7 protein-coding genes are annotated in these 17948 nt (G+C 58.0%); 6 read left to right on the forward strand and 1 reads right to left on the reverse strand.

Going from position 1 to position 17948, the window contains the following annotated elements:
• Together thrC and VFE46_03545 are read left to right on the forward strand one after the other, a co-directional pair.
• On the forward strand, nucleotides 1-1070 hold a 1070-nt coding region (gene thrC, locus VFE46_03540), incomplete at its 5' end, for a threonine synthase (GenBank protein HZZ27057.1).
• On the forward strand, nucleotides 1070-2383 hold the full coding sequence (locus VFE46_03545; GenBank protein HZZ27058.1) for an amidohydrolase family protein: 1314 nt from the start codon (nucleotides 1070-1072) through the stop codon (nucleotides 2381-2383). The genes thrC and VFE46_03545, both read left to right, overlap by 1 nt.
• A 7-nt stretch (nucleotides 2384-2390) precedes the next feature.
• Here VFE46_03545 and VFE46_03550 read toward each other — a convergent pair whose 3' ends face one another.
• Complete coding sequence (locus tag VFE46_03550) at nucleotides 2391-6791, reverse strand: polysaccharide lyase family 8 super-sandwich domain-containing protein (protein HZZ27059.1); 4401 nt, start codon at nucleotides 6789-6791, stop codon at nucleotides 2391-2393.
• A 562-nt stretch (nucleotides 6792-7353) separates the two neighbouring features.
• On the opposite strand from VFE46_03550, the gene VFE46_03555 reads away from it, so the two are divergent.
• The 4 genes from VFE46_03555 to VFE46_03570 all read left to right on the forward strand — a co-directional run.
• Nucleotides 7354-9993 carry a glycoside hydrolase family 3 C-terminal domain-containing protein gene (locus tag VFE46_03555; protein HZZ27060.1) on the forward strand — a complete coding sequence of 880 codons (2640 nt, stop codon included), beginning with the start codon at nucleotides 7354-7356 and terminating at the stop codon, nucleotides 9991-9993.
• Between the two features lie 302 nt (nucleotides 9994-10295).
• Nucleotides 10296-11558, forward strand: coding sequence for an efflux RND transporter periplasmic adaptor subunit (locus VFE46_03560; protein HZZ27061.1), 1263 nt, complete (start codon nucleotides 10296-10298; stop codon nucleotides 11556-11558).
• A gap of 67 nt (nucleotides 11559-11625) precedes the next feature.
• Nucleotides 11626-15468 (forward strand): efflux RND transporter permease subunit, encoded by a 3843-nt coding sequence (locus VFE46_03565; GenBank protein HZZ27062.1) that lies wholly within the window; start codon nucleotides 11626-11628, stop codon nucleotides 15466-15468.
• A 34-nt stretch (nucleotides 15469-15502) separates the two neighbouring features.
• The coding region (locus tag VFE46_03570; GenBank protein ID HZZ27063.1) for an efflux RND transporter permease subunit at nucleotides 15503-17948 on the forward strand (2446 nt) is incomplete at its 3' end.

Raw genomic sequence — 17948 nt, forward strand, 5'->3', positions numbered from 1 at the left:
GCACCCGGTCGCATTGGCGATATCGGGAGCTCTTGCCGCTGGACGAAAATTTTTGCCCCACGCAGGGGCACTTGGGGTGGACGCCCATCATCGAAGCCCCGCGGCTGGCCCAGGCGCTGGGCATTGCCCGGTTGAGATTGAAAGACGATGGGCGGAATCCGTCCGGCTCGTTCAAAGATCGGCCCAGCTCCGTCGGCGTGCAACGGGCGATGCAGGAGGGAATGCAGACGATTGCCTGCGCCTCGACCGGAAATGCCGCCAGCAGCTTGGCCTACTCGGCAGCGGTGGCCGGTTTGGCCTGCAATATTTTTGTCGGAAAAAATGTGCCGCCAGGAAAGCTGGCCCAACAGTTGGCGTACGGAGCGAGGGTATTCCGGGTGCAAGGCACGTACGCCCAGGCTTACGATTTGTGCACGCAGGCCTGCCAGAAGTTCGGCTGGTACAATCGGAATGCAGCCATCAATCCGTATTTGGTGGAAGGGAAAAAAACCGGCGGGTTGGAGGCGGCCGAGCAGTGTGCCGACGATCCGCCGGAGTGGATCGCGTGCAGCGTGGGAGACGGCTGCTCGATTGCCGGCGTCCACAAGGGCGTGGTGGAAATGAAAGCCGTCGGCATTACCAATTGGACGGCCCGGATGCTGGGCGTGCAAGCGGAAGGCGTCGCACCCATTGCAGAAGCCTTCAAAACCGGCAAGCTGGACCGCTCCGGAACCGGCGACACCTACGCCGACAGTATTAATGTGCCCGTGCCACGAAATTGGCGCAAGGCAGTAAATGCCGTGCGGGAGAGCAACGGAACCTACGTGACGGCGACCGATGCAGAAATCATGCAGGCAGTGCCGCTGACCGGACGGTTGACAGGCGTGTTTGCGGAGCCGGCCGCAGCGACTGCAATTGCCGGAATTGCCGTGGCGCGCGAGCAGGGAATTCTCACCGCCAAATCAAGCGTGCTGGCCATGATTACCGGCAACGGCTTGAAAGATATTGTCGGCGCCTTAAAGGCAGTGGGCGAACCGTTTGACGTGCAGCCGACGCTGGATGCCGTGCTGGCGATTGTGGAGAAATCGTGATGGCATTGGTGCTGCAAAACGCGCTTTTGTGCGATATTGATCCGCCGCGCGTGGAATTGGGCAGCCTGCGAATCGACGGCGGGAAAATTGCCGCCCGGGGAGAGGTGCAGCCGGCGGCCGGCGATAACATAGTCGATTGCGGCGGGGCGGTGGTGTTGCCGGGCTTAGTCAATGGCCACACCCATTTGTATTCGGCCTTGGCGGTGGGCATGCCTGCGCCGCCGCGGCCGCCAAAAAACTTTCTGGCGATTTTGCAGTTGGTTTGGTGGCGGCTGGATCGGGCGCTCGATGAGGAATCGATTTTAACCTCCGCATTGATGGGCGCGCTACAGGCCGCTCGTTGCGGCACGACCACGCTCATCGATCATCACGCTTCACCCCAGTGCATTGCCGGATCGCTCGATCTCGTGGAGCGCGGGCTCTTGCAAGTGGGAATACGGGGCGTGCTGTGCTACGAAACTACCGACCGCAACGGCCGCGCCGGTCGAGAGGCCGGGCTGGCAGAAAATCGACGCTATTTGCAAAAGTGCCGAACGAATCGCTCCGGGCGGTTTGCCGGGCTGGTGGGGGCGCATGCGGCGTTCACGCTGGAGGATGAATCGCTCGATCTGTCAGCGCGCATGGCCGAGGAATTCCACACAGGGGTGCACATTCACGTCGCGGAAGATCCCTGCGATGAGGAAGCTTGCCGCCGCGAGCATGGCCTGGCGCTCATGGAACGTCTGGAGCGGCACGGCCTGGTGCAGCCGGCGACTATTTTCGCGCATGGCACACATTTACATGCGGCAGCGATTGAGCGGGTCAATGCCGTCGGGCTAACGCTGGCGCACAATCCGCGGTCGAACATGAACAACTCGGTCGGGTACACGCCGGTGGCAAAGTTTCGCGCGCCGGTGATGCTGGGAACCGACGGCATTGGCGCCGACATGTTTACCGAAGCTCGGCAGGCCTGGTTCAAAGCGTGCGATGCCCAACAGGGTTTAACGCCAAACCACGTATTGCGAATGCTGGCGGCATCGGCGCGGCGGGCTTCGGCGGCGCTGGGAGTGACACTGGGGCAGCTTGCCGTGGGGGCAGAAGCCGACGTGGTGATTACCGATTATGTCCCCTTCACGCTGCTGACTGCCGATAATTTGGCGGCGCACTTCATTTTTGCCATCGGCGCGCAGCATGTGCGCGATGTGCTGGTTAGCGGCGACTATGTGCAGCAGGATCGACGCGTGGTAACCTGCAATGAGGCAACCGCTTGCCAGGAAGCGGTCAGCGTATCGGGCCGGCTGTGGGAAAGAATGGCGGCCATTCCGGCGCCCTAATTGCAATTTAATCTCGCCGCTTTTGTCGAACGAGCCATACTGCGCCTAAAGCCAGCAGCACCCAAGCGCTGGGCTCGGGCACCGGCGAAGTATTGCCGTGGCCGGCAAGAAGGTAATTGATTAGCGCCTGAACGTCGGCGTTAGTGTCGCGGCCGTCGCCGTTCACATCCAAAATGAATTTGATGTCCGCATTGCTGAACGCCGGATGCTGGTACGCATAACTATTGATGTCACTAGTGCCGCTGGCGCCGAGATCAATCATGGCTTGCATCAAGGCCACGAGATCAATGGAATTGACTGAGCCATCTTGATTAATATCGCCGATGCGGGGCGTTACTTCTCCGGCGCTGGCAATGCTATTTGCCACGCCCGTGATCGAAGCGCCTGGTACGAAATCGGCGAATTGGATGTCGTTCAATTGAGTAGCGGTCAGACCGGCGCCACTGGTCCCGACCATCAAATGGTCGGCGCCGAACGTCCAATTGTTCACAGCCAAGGTTCCGCTCCAACTATTGGCGTGGGAATCGGCAAATTTAACGCTGTTGGCGCCGCCGGCGCCGAAATCGAGAATCGAATTGGCCGTAAGCCCCAATGTGGCGGGTGAGGCCGAGGTCGTGAAATCTTGGCCAAATCCGTTGGTGGCGAATGTGCCGCCCCCCAGAATAACCTGCGAAGTTTTCGCAATGGCATTGGAGGCCAATAGGGAAAGCGTGCCGCTGGTGATGGTTGTTGTGCCGGTATAGGTGCTCGTGCCAAGGAACTGTGTGGTGCCGGGCCCGTTTTGAATGAGCGAGCCGCCTCCGCTGAGCGCGCCAAAATACGTGGCGGTGTTGTTCCCCAGCGTGAGTGCCACCGGAGCGGACGATGTATTGGTCAGCGCCAAATCCTGCGAGCCCGACAAGCCTCCGAAGGTGGCGCTGGTGAGCGTGCCGAAGCTGAGCGTGCCTCCCTGGTTGTTGTAATTCAGCGTGCTGTCTTGTAGCGCCAGGGAATTATTGAGCTGCAAGGCGCCGCCGCTAACGGTAGTGGCGCCGGTGTATGTATCGGCGCCGGTCAAAAACAGGGTGCGCAGGCCCGACATGTTGATGCCCGAGCCGGCGACCGATTCGCTGATGGTTCCCAAATACAGATCAGCGCCGGTGGAATTGCTGGCGCCGAAGCCGTTGATTTTCGGCGCGAAGGTGGCCACGCCGCCGTCGAGGGTGACAGATTGGAACACAATCGGATGGCTGTTGGCGGAACTGGCCAAATAAATGCCCAACTGCTGGCCGCCGCCGATGGTGAGGCTGCCCAGCGTATCGCTCAACCCTGCGGCCGCCGTGCCCAAGGGATTTAGCACCACCAGGCCCGACCCAACCACCTGCACATTGTTCCCATAAATTTGGCTGCCAGTGGTGTTGTTGCGCAGATTCAGCTCGGAATAACCGCCGGTTGTGGTCACGGTGTTAACCGTGCCTCCCAGTGCGGCATCGCCGGCGGTGAGCACAATGGTTCCGGTGCCGACAGGCGTGGTGCTTCCCGAGGTCGTGCCAAACAACTCGCTTTTCACATTGTGCGAAAGCGTAATGGTGCCGCTGAAATTGCTGGAATTGGCGGCGTTGATGCGGAAACCTTGGCCGCCGTCGGGCGAGGTGATTCCGGTGGCGTTCTGCAGGATAATATTGCCACTGCCTTGCAAATTGCCCGTGAATGTTTCATTCACACTAGTGGTCGGCGCCAAGGGATCGAAGCTTTCAATGGTCGAAGTGGTTCCTGGCTCGGCGGTCAAGTTGCCCGAAAATGTGGGAGCGCCTGTGAATGCCAGCGCACCGCCGAAAAGTGCAATGGGGTTGGTCAAATTCGCGCCGATGACCAGCGTGCCGGTGGCATTGGCGTTGATGGATCCGCTTCCCGGCGCACCGACGCTGAGCGCTCGAACATAGCCGCCGTTGATGATCAGGCCGCCAGCGAAATTGTTGGAGCCGGAAAGAGCAAGCGTGCCCGCTCCGGTTTTGGTGATGGAATGCAGTCCGCTAATGGTATTCGTGAAGCTGAGCGTCGAGAACTGATCGGCGTTGAACGTGGTGTTATTGGGCAGGGCAATCGCGGAGCTCACGGCATAAGTGGAGTTGGTCAATTGGTCGTTGCTGGTGAGCGAAACCGTGGGATTGGCGTTGCCATCGGAGCTGAGCGTAATGCCGCTGGTGGAGCCACCCAGGTTGCCGCCGGGTAAGTTGAAGGTAGCCGTGGCGTTTCCCAGGGCATCGAACCACGTGGATGTGGAACCGGAGAGCGTCACACCGGTCAGTTGGACTTGCAGCGCAAGTGCCGCCGCTTGCGGGTTGGAGGCGGAAAGCTTCAGCACATTGGCTTGGGGGCGCTGAAGCATGATGGTGGAAGGCGCATTCACCCCGACCGTTTGGCCGGGAACCATCGTAAAGGAATCGGCGGCATAAAACGCGGCTTCGGTCAGGTCTAGCGCCGAGTTTCGAACGGCTTGAACCGTGGCGTCGTTGCGGATGAATTGGATCGGCGTGGAAGCAAAGTACGAATCCATTTGCGCGGCCGTGGTATTGGGCACGACAATGTAGCTGTAGCTGCCGTTGTTGACGGCCGTGCCATGGTTGATGTACAGCGTGAATACGTTTTGCGTGACCGTGGAGGAACTTTCCGCCGTGTTCAGCGCAGCCCAAGTGCCCGACTGGGCGACGGCCATAATCGTGGCATTGCTGACCGGCGTAAGGAAGAAGTAACCCACGCCTCCTTGGTATACCCATTTAAGATTCGTCGGCGTGACCGTGCCGGTGGTCAACGTCTGAATGGTGGAACTGGCGGTGGTCTCGTAGGAAACCGTGCTGGTGAGCAGGCATTGATTGAGCGTGGTATCGACTTCGCTGGTGGCATTGGGCGCGTTGATGGCGCCGCCCAGGGCAACTTCTTCATTATTGAAGAAGAACCAGCTTTTCTGTGCGGCGACATCGAAGCGGTTATAAGCGAACGCTTCTGCTCCGTACGTTTCGTCCGACACGCCGCCGGCATAAGCCGTGGTGCCTTTGGTTGCACCAAACGTCCCGGGAGGCGTTAGGGAGCGCGAATCTTGTTCGACGGTGGTGCCCGGCAGGCGACGCCAGTTCCAACTGGGCTGAATACCTAGATATTCATTGCCGGTGACCATAATCTGGTTGACGCCGTCGCCCAAATACAAATTTTTCAAACCTTGGCTGTTGCCCTGCTCCGGCTGGCTCGTTCTGGTGGAAGTAACTTTGACCGAGGCGTAATAACCGGCCCGTTGCTGGACCATGGCTTCGGAATCGAAGAAATCTCGATTGCCCGATAGGACGTTCGCCGTGGTGCTGGCTTGTCCGGAGGAAATGGTGGCCTGCTGGCGAGCCAGAAACGCCTGCAGCTCGGATTGCCGATACGTCCCCAGCGCCAAGGCATTATTGATGGCGGTAACAAAGCCATCGCCGGCGCCAACAAAGCTGGAAAACGTAACTTGCCGACCGTCGGCGGTTAAATCCATGGTCTTACCGCGGATAAACCATTGCGTTCCGTCGAGCAGATAGTCCACCAGCAGATGCAGCTGATTGGTGGTGATGGAATTTTGGTCATATTGTGTTCCTGCGCCGATCGCGGCCCAATTGAGCGTATCGTTAATGTACGAAGTGCCATAACCGCCCATGTAAAGTTGCGGCCCGTGAAATTCGTAACTGTGGTCGGCCTGGATTCCGTTGCCATTGCTATGGGCGCTAATCACGGTGATGGTGCCGCCGATGGAGCCGAAGGCACTGGACATGTCGGAGTTGCTGCCGGAAACAATGGCGCTGTAGATTCCGGCAATGGCTTCGTCGACGACGTTTTGACCGGTCTGGCTGGGAATGTCGCCCTTGGCCCGCGCCAAAATGTTTTGCCCCAACGAAATTTGGCTGGGGCTAAGAATGGAATTGCTCACCAACACCATGGTTTGCCCCAAGTTTTGCGGCGTGGCGATATCGTTATCGAACCAGTTGGTGCTTTGCGGATCGACGGAAATCCAATAATTGTAGGCGTTGGAAATATCGGCTCCCAGCGTGGCGTTGTGGTACAACGTACTGGAGCTGCTGGAATAATCTTCGGCCATGGCCTCCAGGCGCTGCAAATGCGTGAGCGGAGTCCAATTGGTTTGGGCCATGTTGGCATAGTTAATGTCGGACCAACTGCCGTTCGATTGCAGGCTATTCATGTAGCCTTGAACGGTGGAGGTAGAGGGCACCGACGAAAGCAGTTGTGCTGTGACCCGCTGCGTGATCGTAGCAAGATCGTCAGCATCCGCTGGGGGTGTAACTAGCAGCACGGCCAGCGCGATTACCACAGCAATGGTCTGTGCTACGGGACGCATCGCGGTTGTAGCAATCTGCGGCAACGTAACCTCGTTCCGCACTAGCGCCATATGGAGCATCTCCTTGTCCCTGATTACATTCACTTATTCCACCGCTGCATGGGGCACGGAATAGCGTGAAATCGATTTTGCCAACTTACCCCTAGTGCCGCGGCGCAGCACTAGAGAACGTTCTGGCAAGCAAGGAGTTAAAGAATAGGCGCCTGTACCCTGAGATAGGCGGACCACTTTATTCCTTCGCCCGGAGATTTGGGATCCCTCAGGCACCGGCCAGAACGACCCCCCCTTGAGCTGGCATCATATCATGCGCTGGCGGCCATTTCCACCGTCCCTTGGTGGTGGGTCGTGGAACATTTTGCACCCTAGCCCGACGGTATCAGTCGGGCGATGCAGCCGTGTAAAATTTCAAATTACCCCGTGACGTGCCCATTGCGGCTCCACGTGGAAAGGAGTTAAACCAGGGGAAAGAATTTAAGTTTTGCTGGGATTTTTTCCGGATAGAATGGAAGGGCTTCTAAATTGGGTTAGGCAACTGAGTGCAGTCCGTACGAACGCTGGGCGAGAGTGCCGGCTGTTGAGGAACCGACTTCTACTGTAAGGGAGAGTACCAACGATGTTCACAATCGGGTGGACCGGTTTGATGTGTCAATGTCGGAAAACTACGCCCAGTGGCGGGAACCAACGCGCAGTAAGTAGAGCGCTTTTACTGGCGCTGGTTTGTGTCGCTTTTGCACAACATGCTGCGGCCGATGACGCGCCCCCCTACCGAAATCCGAAAGCGGCCTTGGAAGATCGCGTCAACGATTTGGCAACTCGTTTAACGCAGGATGAAAAGTTGCATCTGTTAACCGGCACGGGCTTCACTACGCAACCGATTCCGCGCCTCGGCGTGCCGGCGATGTCGATGGTTGATGCTGGCCAAGGCGTGCGCGGTGGCAGCAAGACAACGCAAGGTCCGGCGACGGCGTTTCCGTGCGGCGTGGCGATGGCCGCGAGCTGGGATGTTGACTTGATCCACCGCATCGGAAAGGCCATTGGCGAAGAAGTGCGCAACAAGGGAACAGGCTCGCAAGTGTTGCTTGCGCCGGCGGTGAACATTCAGCGTTCGCCCCTGGGAGGCCGCAACGGCGAATACATGACCGAAGATCCGTTTCTGGCCGCACGTATGGGCGTCGCTTACATCCGGGGGGTGCAAAGCACCGGCGTGGCGGCGTGCATTAAGCACTTCGCTTGCAACAATGAGGAAGTCGATCGGAACACGGTGAATGTCGTAGTGGGCGAGCGCGCCCTGAGGGAAATTTATCTGCCGGCCTTTGAAGCCGGAGTCAAGGAGGGCCGCGTTTGGTCGCTGATGGATTCGTACAACAAAATCAATGGTCCGTATGCCTCTGCAAATTCTTACTTGTTGCTCGACGTGCTGAAAAAAGGCTGGGGCTTTGAGGGACTCGTGATGTCGGACTGGGGGGCAGTTCACGAGGTGCCCGTAGCGCAAGCCGGGAATGACTTGGAAATGCCCGGTGGCCAGTTCGAAACGATCAACAAATTAAAAGAGGCCCTACGCAGTAGTAGCTTGTCGCAGCAGGCGGTCGACGAATCGGTGAAGCGCATTTTGCGCACGATTGTGCGGGTCGGGCTGCTCGACAACCCGCCGCCGCCCAATTCCGAAATGGTCAATTCCAAGGAACATCAACAGATTGCTGAGGAAGCGGCAGATAAAGGCATTGTGCTGCTCAAGAACGCCGGTAAGTTGTTGCCACTGGACCGGCATCACATCCACAGCATTGCCGTCATTGGCGAACCGGCGATCGAAATGCAAATTGGCGCGGAGGGGAGCCCGGCGGTGAATTCGTTCTTTAGAATTCAAATTCTGGAAGGCCTACAAAAATTGGCTGGCGCAGAGATGCAGGTGAATTACGTCCCCGGCGAAACCAATGTGCCAATTCCCGCTTCCGCCATCACGGCGCCGGGCGGAACGGAGCACGGATTTAAGGCGGAATATTTTCACGGAGTTGCCTTGGAGGGCGCGCCACTGCTGGAACGTGTCGACAATCAACTTCAGTTCGATACCGAGCACGGCGCGTGGGAAGGGCCGCCCCGAACCGATTTTAGCGCCCGCTGGACCGCTGAGCTGAAAGCGCCCACTAGCGGCACGTACACCTTGTTCTTCACCGGCGACGACGGCTTCCGCGTGAAGCTCGACGGTAAAAAAATTATAGAACGCTGGAAAAACGGCCCAGCCACCACGTTGGAAGCCAACGTCGATTTCCAGGTCGACACGGCTCGCAAGCTAGAAATCGAATATTACCAAGCCGGCGGGTCTGCAGTGGCTAAACTCAACTGGGCGCCCCCCACGCAAGCGCACTATGTCGAGGCTGTGGCGGCGGCGAAAGGGGCCGATGTGGCGGTCGTCTGCGTTTCGACCAGCCACACCGAGGGAGAAGGACACGATCGGCCCTCGATGGATTTACCGCACGACCAGGATCAATTGATTCGCAGCATCGCGGCGGCGAATAAGAATACGGTGGTGGTGCTGAACAACGGAACGCCGGTCACGATGACCGATTGGATCAATGCGGTGCCAGCGGTCATCGAAACTTGGTTTCCTGGCGAAGCAGGGGGCGCCGCAGTGGCAGCCATTTTGTTCGGCGACGTGAATCCATCCGGAAAGCTGCCGACAACCTTTGCTGCGCAGCGCAAAGACTATCCCGATTTTGAAAATTTTCCAGGCAAGAACGGGCGCGTAAATTATGCCGAGGGAATTTACGTCGGCTACCGGCACTTTGATAAAAAAGACATTCAGCCTTTGTTTCCGTTTGGGCATGGACTTTCCTACACATCTTTCGATTACAGCAATTTGAAGTTGGCGGACGAAAACCTCAAGCCGGGCGGCACGGCACAGATTCGTGTGAGCGTCACCAACTCCGGGCAGCGCGCCGGCGATGAAATTGTGCAGCTATACGTGCACGATTTGAAGCCGCAAGTGGATAAGCCGGTCCGCGAATTGAAAGGCTTTTCCCGAATTGCGCTCCAGCCGGGCGAAACCAAAACGGCGGATTTCACACTCACGCCGCGGAATCTGGCCTACTTCGACGTGTCGGGCAAAGAGTGGAAAGCCGATGCCGGTGACTACGCAATCGAAATCGGCGCATCGTCCCGCGACATTCGCCAGAAGGCCACGTTGCACTTGACGGAAACATTCACCGAGGCCGTGCCAGGGTCGCAAGATCGTTCGCCAACCGAACGCGAGCATTAAACGCCGGCTTGGCAAGTAGTTGCCAACCCCCACGAAGGTCGATTCTTTGCCGCCGAAAAGCATGCAGGTTGATCGTGGTTTTTCCAAGCCAACCTGATATGCTTAAGTTGGCGGTTCTGGGAGGATGCAGCAGCATTCCACCGGGGATGCATTGCGGTAATATCTGACGCCGCTTCAGGAGACGGAGCTTAGGACAGATTGAGGAGGCAATTCGGCCAAAACGTATGAAACAGAATTTGGGGTTCGCCGGGGCGTGTTTGTCATTGGCGATAATCGGCCAATGCGGGTGCAGTGCTAAGGCATTGAATGTTGCGCCGGCTGAGCCGCCGGCGATTCCGATCAGCCAGCCCGTCGAACGGCAAGTGACCGATTTCGTAGATTTCACCGGGCGCATCGAGGCGCCGCAAGCCGTCAGCGTGGTTCCGCGCGTGACTGGTTATTTGGTCAACACGCCGTTCAAAGAAGGCGCGGAAGTAAAAAAAGACGACGTGCTATTTGAAATCGATTCGCGCCCTTATCAGGCCCAGTACGATCAGGCGGCAGGGCAGGTGCTGCTCAACGAAGCACGCGTGAAGGAAGCCATGGCCGACAACGCCCGGGCCAAGGAGCTGGGGAAAACGCCAGGCGCCATCAGCAAGCAAGATTTGGATCGCTACCAAGCGGCGGAAGAGGAAGCCGAGGCTTCGGTGCAAGCCGCCAAAGCCAGCCTGGAAGTTTACAATTTGAACTTGGGCTTTTGCCAAGTAAAATCGCCAATCACCGGGCAAATTTCCCGCTATTACCTCACGCCGGGGAACTTGGTCAATCAGGATCAAACGCAGTTGACCACGGTGGTTTCGGTCGACCCGATGTATGTCTATTTCGACATCGACGAAAATACCGTGCTGCGCGTTCGCCGAGCGGTGAACGAAGGCAAAATTTTGCGTTACCAACAGGGAGAAATTCCCGTGTTCATTGGCCTGGAAGGGGAAGAAGGCTATCCGCACGAGGGCACCATCAATTTCGTGAATAACCAGGTGAATCCAGGCACCGGCAGCATTACCGTTCGCGGCGTGGTGTCCAACGCCAAGCCCGCGAACGGCGTGCGGCTGTTGTCGCCGGGAATGTTTGTCCGCGTGCGATTGCCGATTGGCCAGCCGCACGATGCCCTGCTGGTGATCGACCGCGCCATTGGTTCCGACCAAGGCATGAAGTACGTGTACCTGGTGGACGATAAAAACATCGTGCAACAGCAACGTGTTGAAACCGGCGCGCTGGAGGAAGATGGCCTGCGCGTGATCGATTCCGGCTTAAAGGCCGGCGAATGGGTAGTAATCGGCGGCATTCAGCAGGTTCGTCCGCGCATGCAAATTACGCCAGACCGCGAGCCCATGCCCACGCTGGGCCTTTCCAGTGAAGGCATGACCAGCGCCAGCGGTAAACCCGCCGAGGGAAAATCGGACGCGGGCAAGTCCAACGCCGCGAAATCGAGGGATGCAAAATCCGGCGCTAAACAGTCAACCGATTCGAAAAATTCCCCTTCCCCCGGCGCGAAAGCCTCGCCGGGCCCCGCCAAAAGCGATTGAACTGAAAACCGATTGAAATGCAGACCGGGCCAGCTAACGAAATGGCCACCCACATGTTCTGCCAGCTATGATTTCACGATTTTTTATCGACCGCCCCATCTTTGCGTCGGTCGTGTCGATTGTGATGACGCTCATTGGCGGGATCGCGCTGTTCTATTTGCCCATTGCGCAATATCCGCGAATCACACCGCCGGGTGTTTCCATTTCCATCAATTATCCCGGCGCAAGTGCCAAGGTAGTGGCCGATACCGTCGCATCGCCGATCGAACAGCAAGTGAACGGCGTGCCCGGCATGCTCTACATGTCGTCGCAAATGGGCAACGACGGTTCCTACTCCTTGACCGTCACGTTCGACATTGGCGTCGACTTGAACACCGCGCTGGTGATGGTGCAAAACCGCGTCACCCTGGCCATGCCGCAGTTGCCTACGCAAGTGCAGAACCAGGGCATTACGATTCGCAAACGGACGCCCGACATTCTGATGATTGTAAATTTCATCTCTCCGGACCAGCGTTACAACGACATTTATTTGAGCAATTACGCCACGATTAACATCCGAGATGAGCTGCTGCGCGTGCCGGGAGTTTCGGACATCACCTATCAAGGCGAGCGAGATTATAGCATTCGCATTTGGCTCGACCCGCAAGAACTCGCGGCGCGCGACATGACGGCCCTGGATGTGGCCACGGCCATTCGCAATCAAAATCTTGATGCCCCGGCCGGGCAAGTCGGCCAGCAGCCCGCGCCGCAGGGTCAAGTGTTTCAACTGCCGATTGATACGTTGGGGCGGCTGACCGAGCCGGAAGAATTTGCCAACATTATTGTGAAGGTGAGCCAAACGACTTCGCCGGCACAAGCGACTGGCTCGCCTCGTTCGGTGGTTGGAAATATCGGCGTGCCAGCGGCCCCGGCCGCCGCAACTAGCGCTTCTCGAACATCGTCCAGCACTGCCACGACGGGAACCGCCGGCGGCAGCACCCTGGCAGCCAGTTCGATTACCCGCGGCGGCGGAGCCAGCAGCACGGCCACGGTGGCGCCGGCTTCGTCGATGGCCTCGACAACTTCCACCACGACATCTGCCGGCAGCACAACTTCCACGCTGGGCGTTTCCACTACCGGAGGCGGAACTGCAGCCGGCGGCGGCACAACCACAGGCGGCAGCGCCACCGGAGGGGGCGGCTCAACCGGCGGCAGCGCCAACGGCGCGGCGCCCTCTTCCACGGCAAGCACCTCTACCGCCACCGACAACACCAACACCACCGGGGCGATCGAAGATATTTCGATCAACAGCGCGGCCGGCGCAGGCTCTCCCGGCGCGGGTTCGACCATCGGCCCTGGACAGCCCTCGCTGGCCATTGTCCGAGTGCGTGATGTGGGGCGCGTGGAGCTGGGAGCGCAGAACTACAATCAATCGTGTCTGTTCGACGGCCAGCCATCGATGGGCCTGGCTGTGTATCAACTCCCCGGCACCAATGCGCTGGATGTTGCGGATCGCGTGCGCGCAAAAATGGAAGAGTTGAAAAAGCGGTTCCCCGATGGAATCGATTATTCCATTGCTTACGACACCACGCTGTATATCAGCGAGTCGGTTTCCGACGTGGTTCGCACGCTGTTTCTGGCCGTGCTGTTAGTGGCGGTCGTGGTGCTCATCTTTTTGCAGAATTGGCGGTCGGTCGTCATTCCGCTCATCGCCGTGCCGGTGGCCATTATCAGCACGTTTGCTGTGATGAAAGCGTTGGATTTCAGCTTGAATAATATTTCGTTGTTTGGCTTGGTGTTGGCGATTGGCATTGTGGTGGATGATGCCATCGTGGTGGTAGAAAATGTCGAGCGTTGGATGGCGCGCGGCTTGGATCCGCGCGAAGCCACTCGCCGAGCAATGGATGAGGTTACGGGCCCCATCATTGCCGTGGCGCTGGTGTTGTGCGCGGTGTTTGTGCCGTGCGCTTTTGTCGGCGGCATTACGGGACAATTCTTCCGGCAGTTCGCCGTGACCATTTCCGTTTCCACAGTGTTTTCCGCCATTAGTTCGTTAACGCTCAGCCCGGCACTGGCCGCTATTTTATTGAAGCCGCATGGCGCCCGCCGCGATCCCGTCACTTGGCTGTTCGATGTGCTTTTGGGATGGTTCTTCCGGCTATTCAACACGCTGTTCGGCATCAGCACGTCGGCGTATTCCTGGGCGGTCGAGCGGATGATGCGCTTCAACGTGGCGGTGCTGGTCGTTTATGGATTGTTGATTGTCATCACCTACGTGGTGTTCCGTAGCGCACCCGTGGGCTTTGTGCCCCAGCAAGATCAAGGCCGTTTGATTTGCAGCATTCAATTGCCCGATTCCGCTTCTTTGCAGCGCACGAATGCGGCGCTAAAACAGGTGGCTGATATCGCCCGACAAACGCCGGGCGTGGCCCATACGGTGGGCATTTCCGGCTTGTCGTTTGTGATGCAGGCCACCAGCCCCAATTACGCTTCGATGTTTATCGTGCTCAAGCCATTCGCCCAGCGGAGAAATTTGCCCGATACCGCGATTATGGCCAACCTGCGCCACCAATGGACCAAGCAAGTGCAAGATGCGCAAGTGACCGTGTACGGCGCCTCGCCGGTGCCGGGGCTCGGCGTGGCGGGCGGTTTTAAAGTCATGATTGAGGACCGCGGCGATTTAGGACTTCCCATCTTGCAACAGCAAACGGACAATGTGGTGCGCAAGCTGCAGCAGCAAGTACCGGGATTGGTGGGAGTAACCACGCAATTTCGCTCCAAGGTGCCGCAGTTGCTGTTGACGATCGATCGGATTAAAACCGCCTCCTTGGGAGTCTCTCTGAACGACGTGAATCAAACCCTGGAAATTTTGCTGGGCTCGCTGTATGTCAATAGCTTCAACGAGTTCGGCCGGCATTGGCAGGTGACTGTGCAAGCCGCAGGAGAATTCCGCAACCGCACGGACGACGTCAATTTATTTCAAGTGCGAAATAATCGCGGACAAATGGTGCCGCTGGGAACGCTGGTGCAGCTCAAGGAAATCAACGGCCCTATTAGCGTAACCCGATACAACTTGTACCAATCGGCCGCCATCACCGGAAACTTGCAGCCCGGCTATAGTTCTGGCGCGGCCATTCAACAGGTCGATGAAATTGCCGCGGCCGAACTGCCCCTGAGCATGAAGGCCGATTGGACCGAGCTGATGTTCATGCAAAAACGGGCAGGCAACACCTCGATGTATGTGTTCGCGTTGGCCGTGGTCAGCGTGTTTTTGGCCCTGGCGGCGTTATACGAAAGCTGGTCGCTGCCGCTGGCGGTGATATTGGTGGTGCCATTGTGCTTGTTGTGCTCGGTGGTGGGCATTTTATGGACGCACCGCGACGTGAACATTTTCGTGCAAATTGGCTTGGTGGTGCTGGTGGGGCTGGCGTGCAAAAACGCGATCCTCATTGTCGAGTTCGCTCGGCAATTACACGAAGAGGAAGGGCGTTCGCGGTTTGACGCCACGGAAGAGGCTTCGCGGTTGCGGCTGCGGCCTATTCTGATGACCTCGTTCGCCTTCATTTTCGGCGTGATCCCGCTGGTCGTGGCTTCTGGCGCGGGCGCGGAAATGCGGCGTTCCTTGGGAATGGCGGTTTTTAGCGGAATGCTGGGCGTGACGCTGTTCGGGGTTTTTTTGACGCCGGTATTCTTTTATGTGATTCAAGGCCTGGGAGAATCGCAATTGCTTACCGCGGAGCGCTCTCGTTGGATTGGCTCGACGGCGGCCGGCGGCGTGCTGGGCTTGACCATCGGTTTTTTATCCAGCCAATTGGCCCACTTTGCCGTGGAGCCGGCATGTTTTGTGGGGGCCACGGCTGGTATTTTGGCGGCGCTGGCTGTTCTGGAAATTCATCGGCGGATTCGCACGCAAAATGCAAGCGGCAGTTAGCGCGTGGCATTAAAAAGCTTTGGAGCCTGACAGCGTGATTGCGGAATTTTTTGTCGATCGTCCCATTTTTGCCACCGTGATTTCGGTCGTCTTCGTGCTGGCCGGAGGCGTGGCCGTGTTCACGCTGCCCGTGGCCCAGTATCCAGACGTAACGCCCCCCACGGTGCAAGTCACGGCTACCTATCCCGGGGCAAATTCGCAAACGGTGCGCGATACCGTGGCTGCGCCCATTGAGGAGCAAATCAGCGGCGTCGAAGGCATGATGTACATGTCGAGCCAATCGACCAACGACGGCGCCTACAAGCTGACCGTCACGTTCAATTTGGGCATGGATTCCGACATGGCCCAAGTGCTGGTGCAAAACCGCGTGTCGTTGGCGCTCCCCGTGATTCCGGCGGTGGTGCAAAACGAAGGCATCAACGTGAAGAAAATGTCACCCAACACGTTGATGATTGTGAATTTGATTTCGCCCGATAAGCTTTATGACAACATCTTTTTGAGCAACTACGCCACGATTTACGTCAAAGACGAATTAGGGCGCGTGCCCGGTGTGGCAGGCATCACCTATCTCGGGCAGCGCGATTATAGCTTGCGCGCATGGCTCGATCCCGATAAGCTCGCCGCCCTAAGTTTGACTGCCAACGACGTGGTCAACGCCATCTCGCAGCAAAACATTCAAGTAGCGGCCGGTCAAATTGGCCAGCAGCCGGCGCCGGCAGGCCAGCAATTTCAATTGACGATTAATACGCTTGGGCGATTGACCGATCCGGATCAATTTGCGGATATCATCATCAAAGCGGCCAACGCCGGCGGACCCATGGCGACAGCCGGCGCCACTTCTACCGGTCAATCCGGGGCGGGGGGCGCCAGCGGCGGCGCTGCCGCGGCCAATGTAGGTGGAACAAGCCCGGGTGCGTCCCCCTCGACCGGCATTGTGCGCTTGCGTGATGTGGTGACTTGTACGCCCAAGCAAACGTTGCCCGATGGAACGGTCATTGAAGGAAAGCCGCGCGTGGAGCTGGGTTCGCAGCAGTACGAGCAATCGTGCACGTTAGATGGCCAGCCTTCGGTGGCGCTTTCGATTTATCAACTCCCGGGCTCCAACGCCTTGGACACCGCCGGCAATGTGTACGCCAAAATGCGGGAACTGAAAACGCGATTTCCCGACGGGCTCGATTACCGCATTGTGTACGATACCACACCCTTCATTCGCGAATCGGTCAATGAGGTGTTTCATACCCTGCGCGATGCGGTGATATTGGTCGCCATTGTGGTCTTGGTGTTCTTGCAAGACTGGCGAGCGATGATTTTGCCGATGATTGATGTGCCGGTTTCGCTGATCGGCACCTTCGCAGTGATGGCGGCCATGGGCTTCACGCTGAATAATTTGACTCTGTTCGGGTTGGTGCTGGCCATTGGCATTGTCGTTGACGATGCCATTGTGGTGCTGGAAAACATCGAGCGGCAAATTGCCACCGGCTTGGATGCACGCAGCGCCACCATTAAAGCCATGCACGAAATCACCGGCCCGATCATGGCGATCACGCTCGTGCTCAGCTCGGTGTTTGTGCCGTGCTGCTTTCTGGGAGGGGTAACGGGGCAATTCTTCCGGCAATTTGCGGTGACCATTGCGGTTTCGACAATTATTTCCGCCGTGAACGCCATTACGATGACGCCCTCGCGGGCCGCCGTGATTTTCAAATCGGAAGAAGGGGAACACGGCCACGTGCACAAGAAGGAAGCGCTCCCCTGGTGGTTCTTCGGCATCATCGGCGGCGTGTTGACGGTTTGGCTGGGTGAAAAATTGCTGGCCGACCGGCTGGGGCTGAACGCGGAGCATGGCGAAGGCCTATCGACAGGGTTGGCCTGGGCGGTTGATGCCGCGCTGTTTACGCCCGGGGCGCTGATCGGCGGCATCGTCGGTCGGGTAATTATTGGGCCGGTAAATGCCGTGTTGGGTAAATTCTTTATGGCGTTCAATCAGTTTTTCGACCGGGTGATTGGCCTGTACGGCAAAACCGTGGGCGCTTTGCTGCGCATCAGCTTGCTGGCCTTGGCAACCTATGGCGGTTTGCTGGTCGTCACGTGGTGGCAGTTCAGTCGTACTCCCACCGGGTTTGTGCCGCAACAAGACAAGGGGTATTTGCTGCTCAATGTGCAGTTGCCCGATTCGGCTTCGGTCGAGCGAACACAAGCCACGATGGACCGGATCGAAGCCATTGTAGGGCACGCGCCAGGAGTCGATCACACGGTCGGCATTTCCGGCCAATCGCTGATTTTGAACGCGAATGCTCCGAATTTGGGATCGATGTACGTGATGCTCAAGCCCTTCGACGAGCGCCGCGGTGCGGATCTTTCTGCCGATGCCATCGCTGCTGATTTGCAAGCGCGTTGCCACCAAGAAGTCAGCGAGGCCGTGGTAGCCGCTTTCGGCGCCCCGCCCATCGACGGGTTAGGCACGACCGGCGGCTTCAAAATGA

The sequence above is a fragment of the Pirellulales bacterium genome, from assembly GCA_035656635.1.
Classification (GTDB): Bacteria; Planctomycetota; Planctomycetia; order Pirellulales; family JADZDJ01; genus DATJYL01.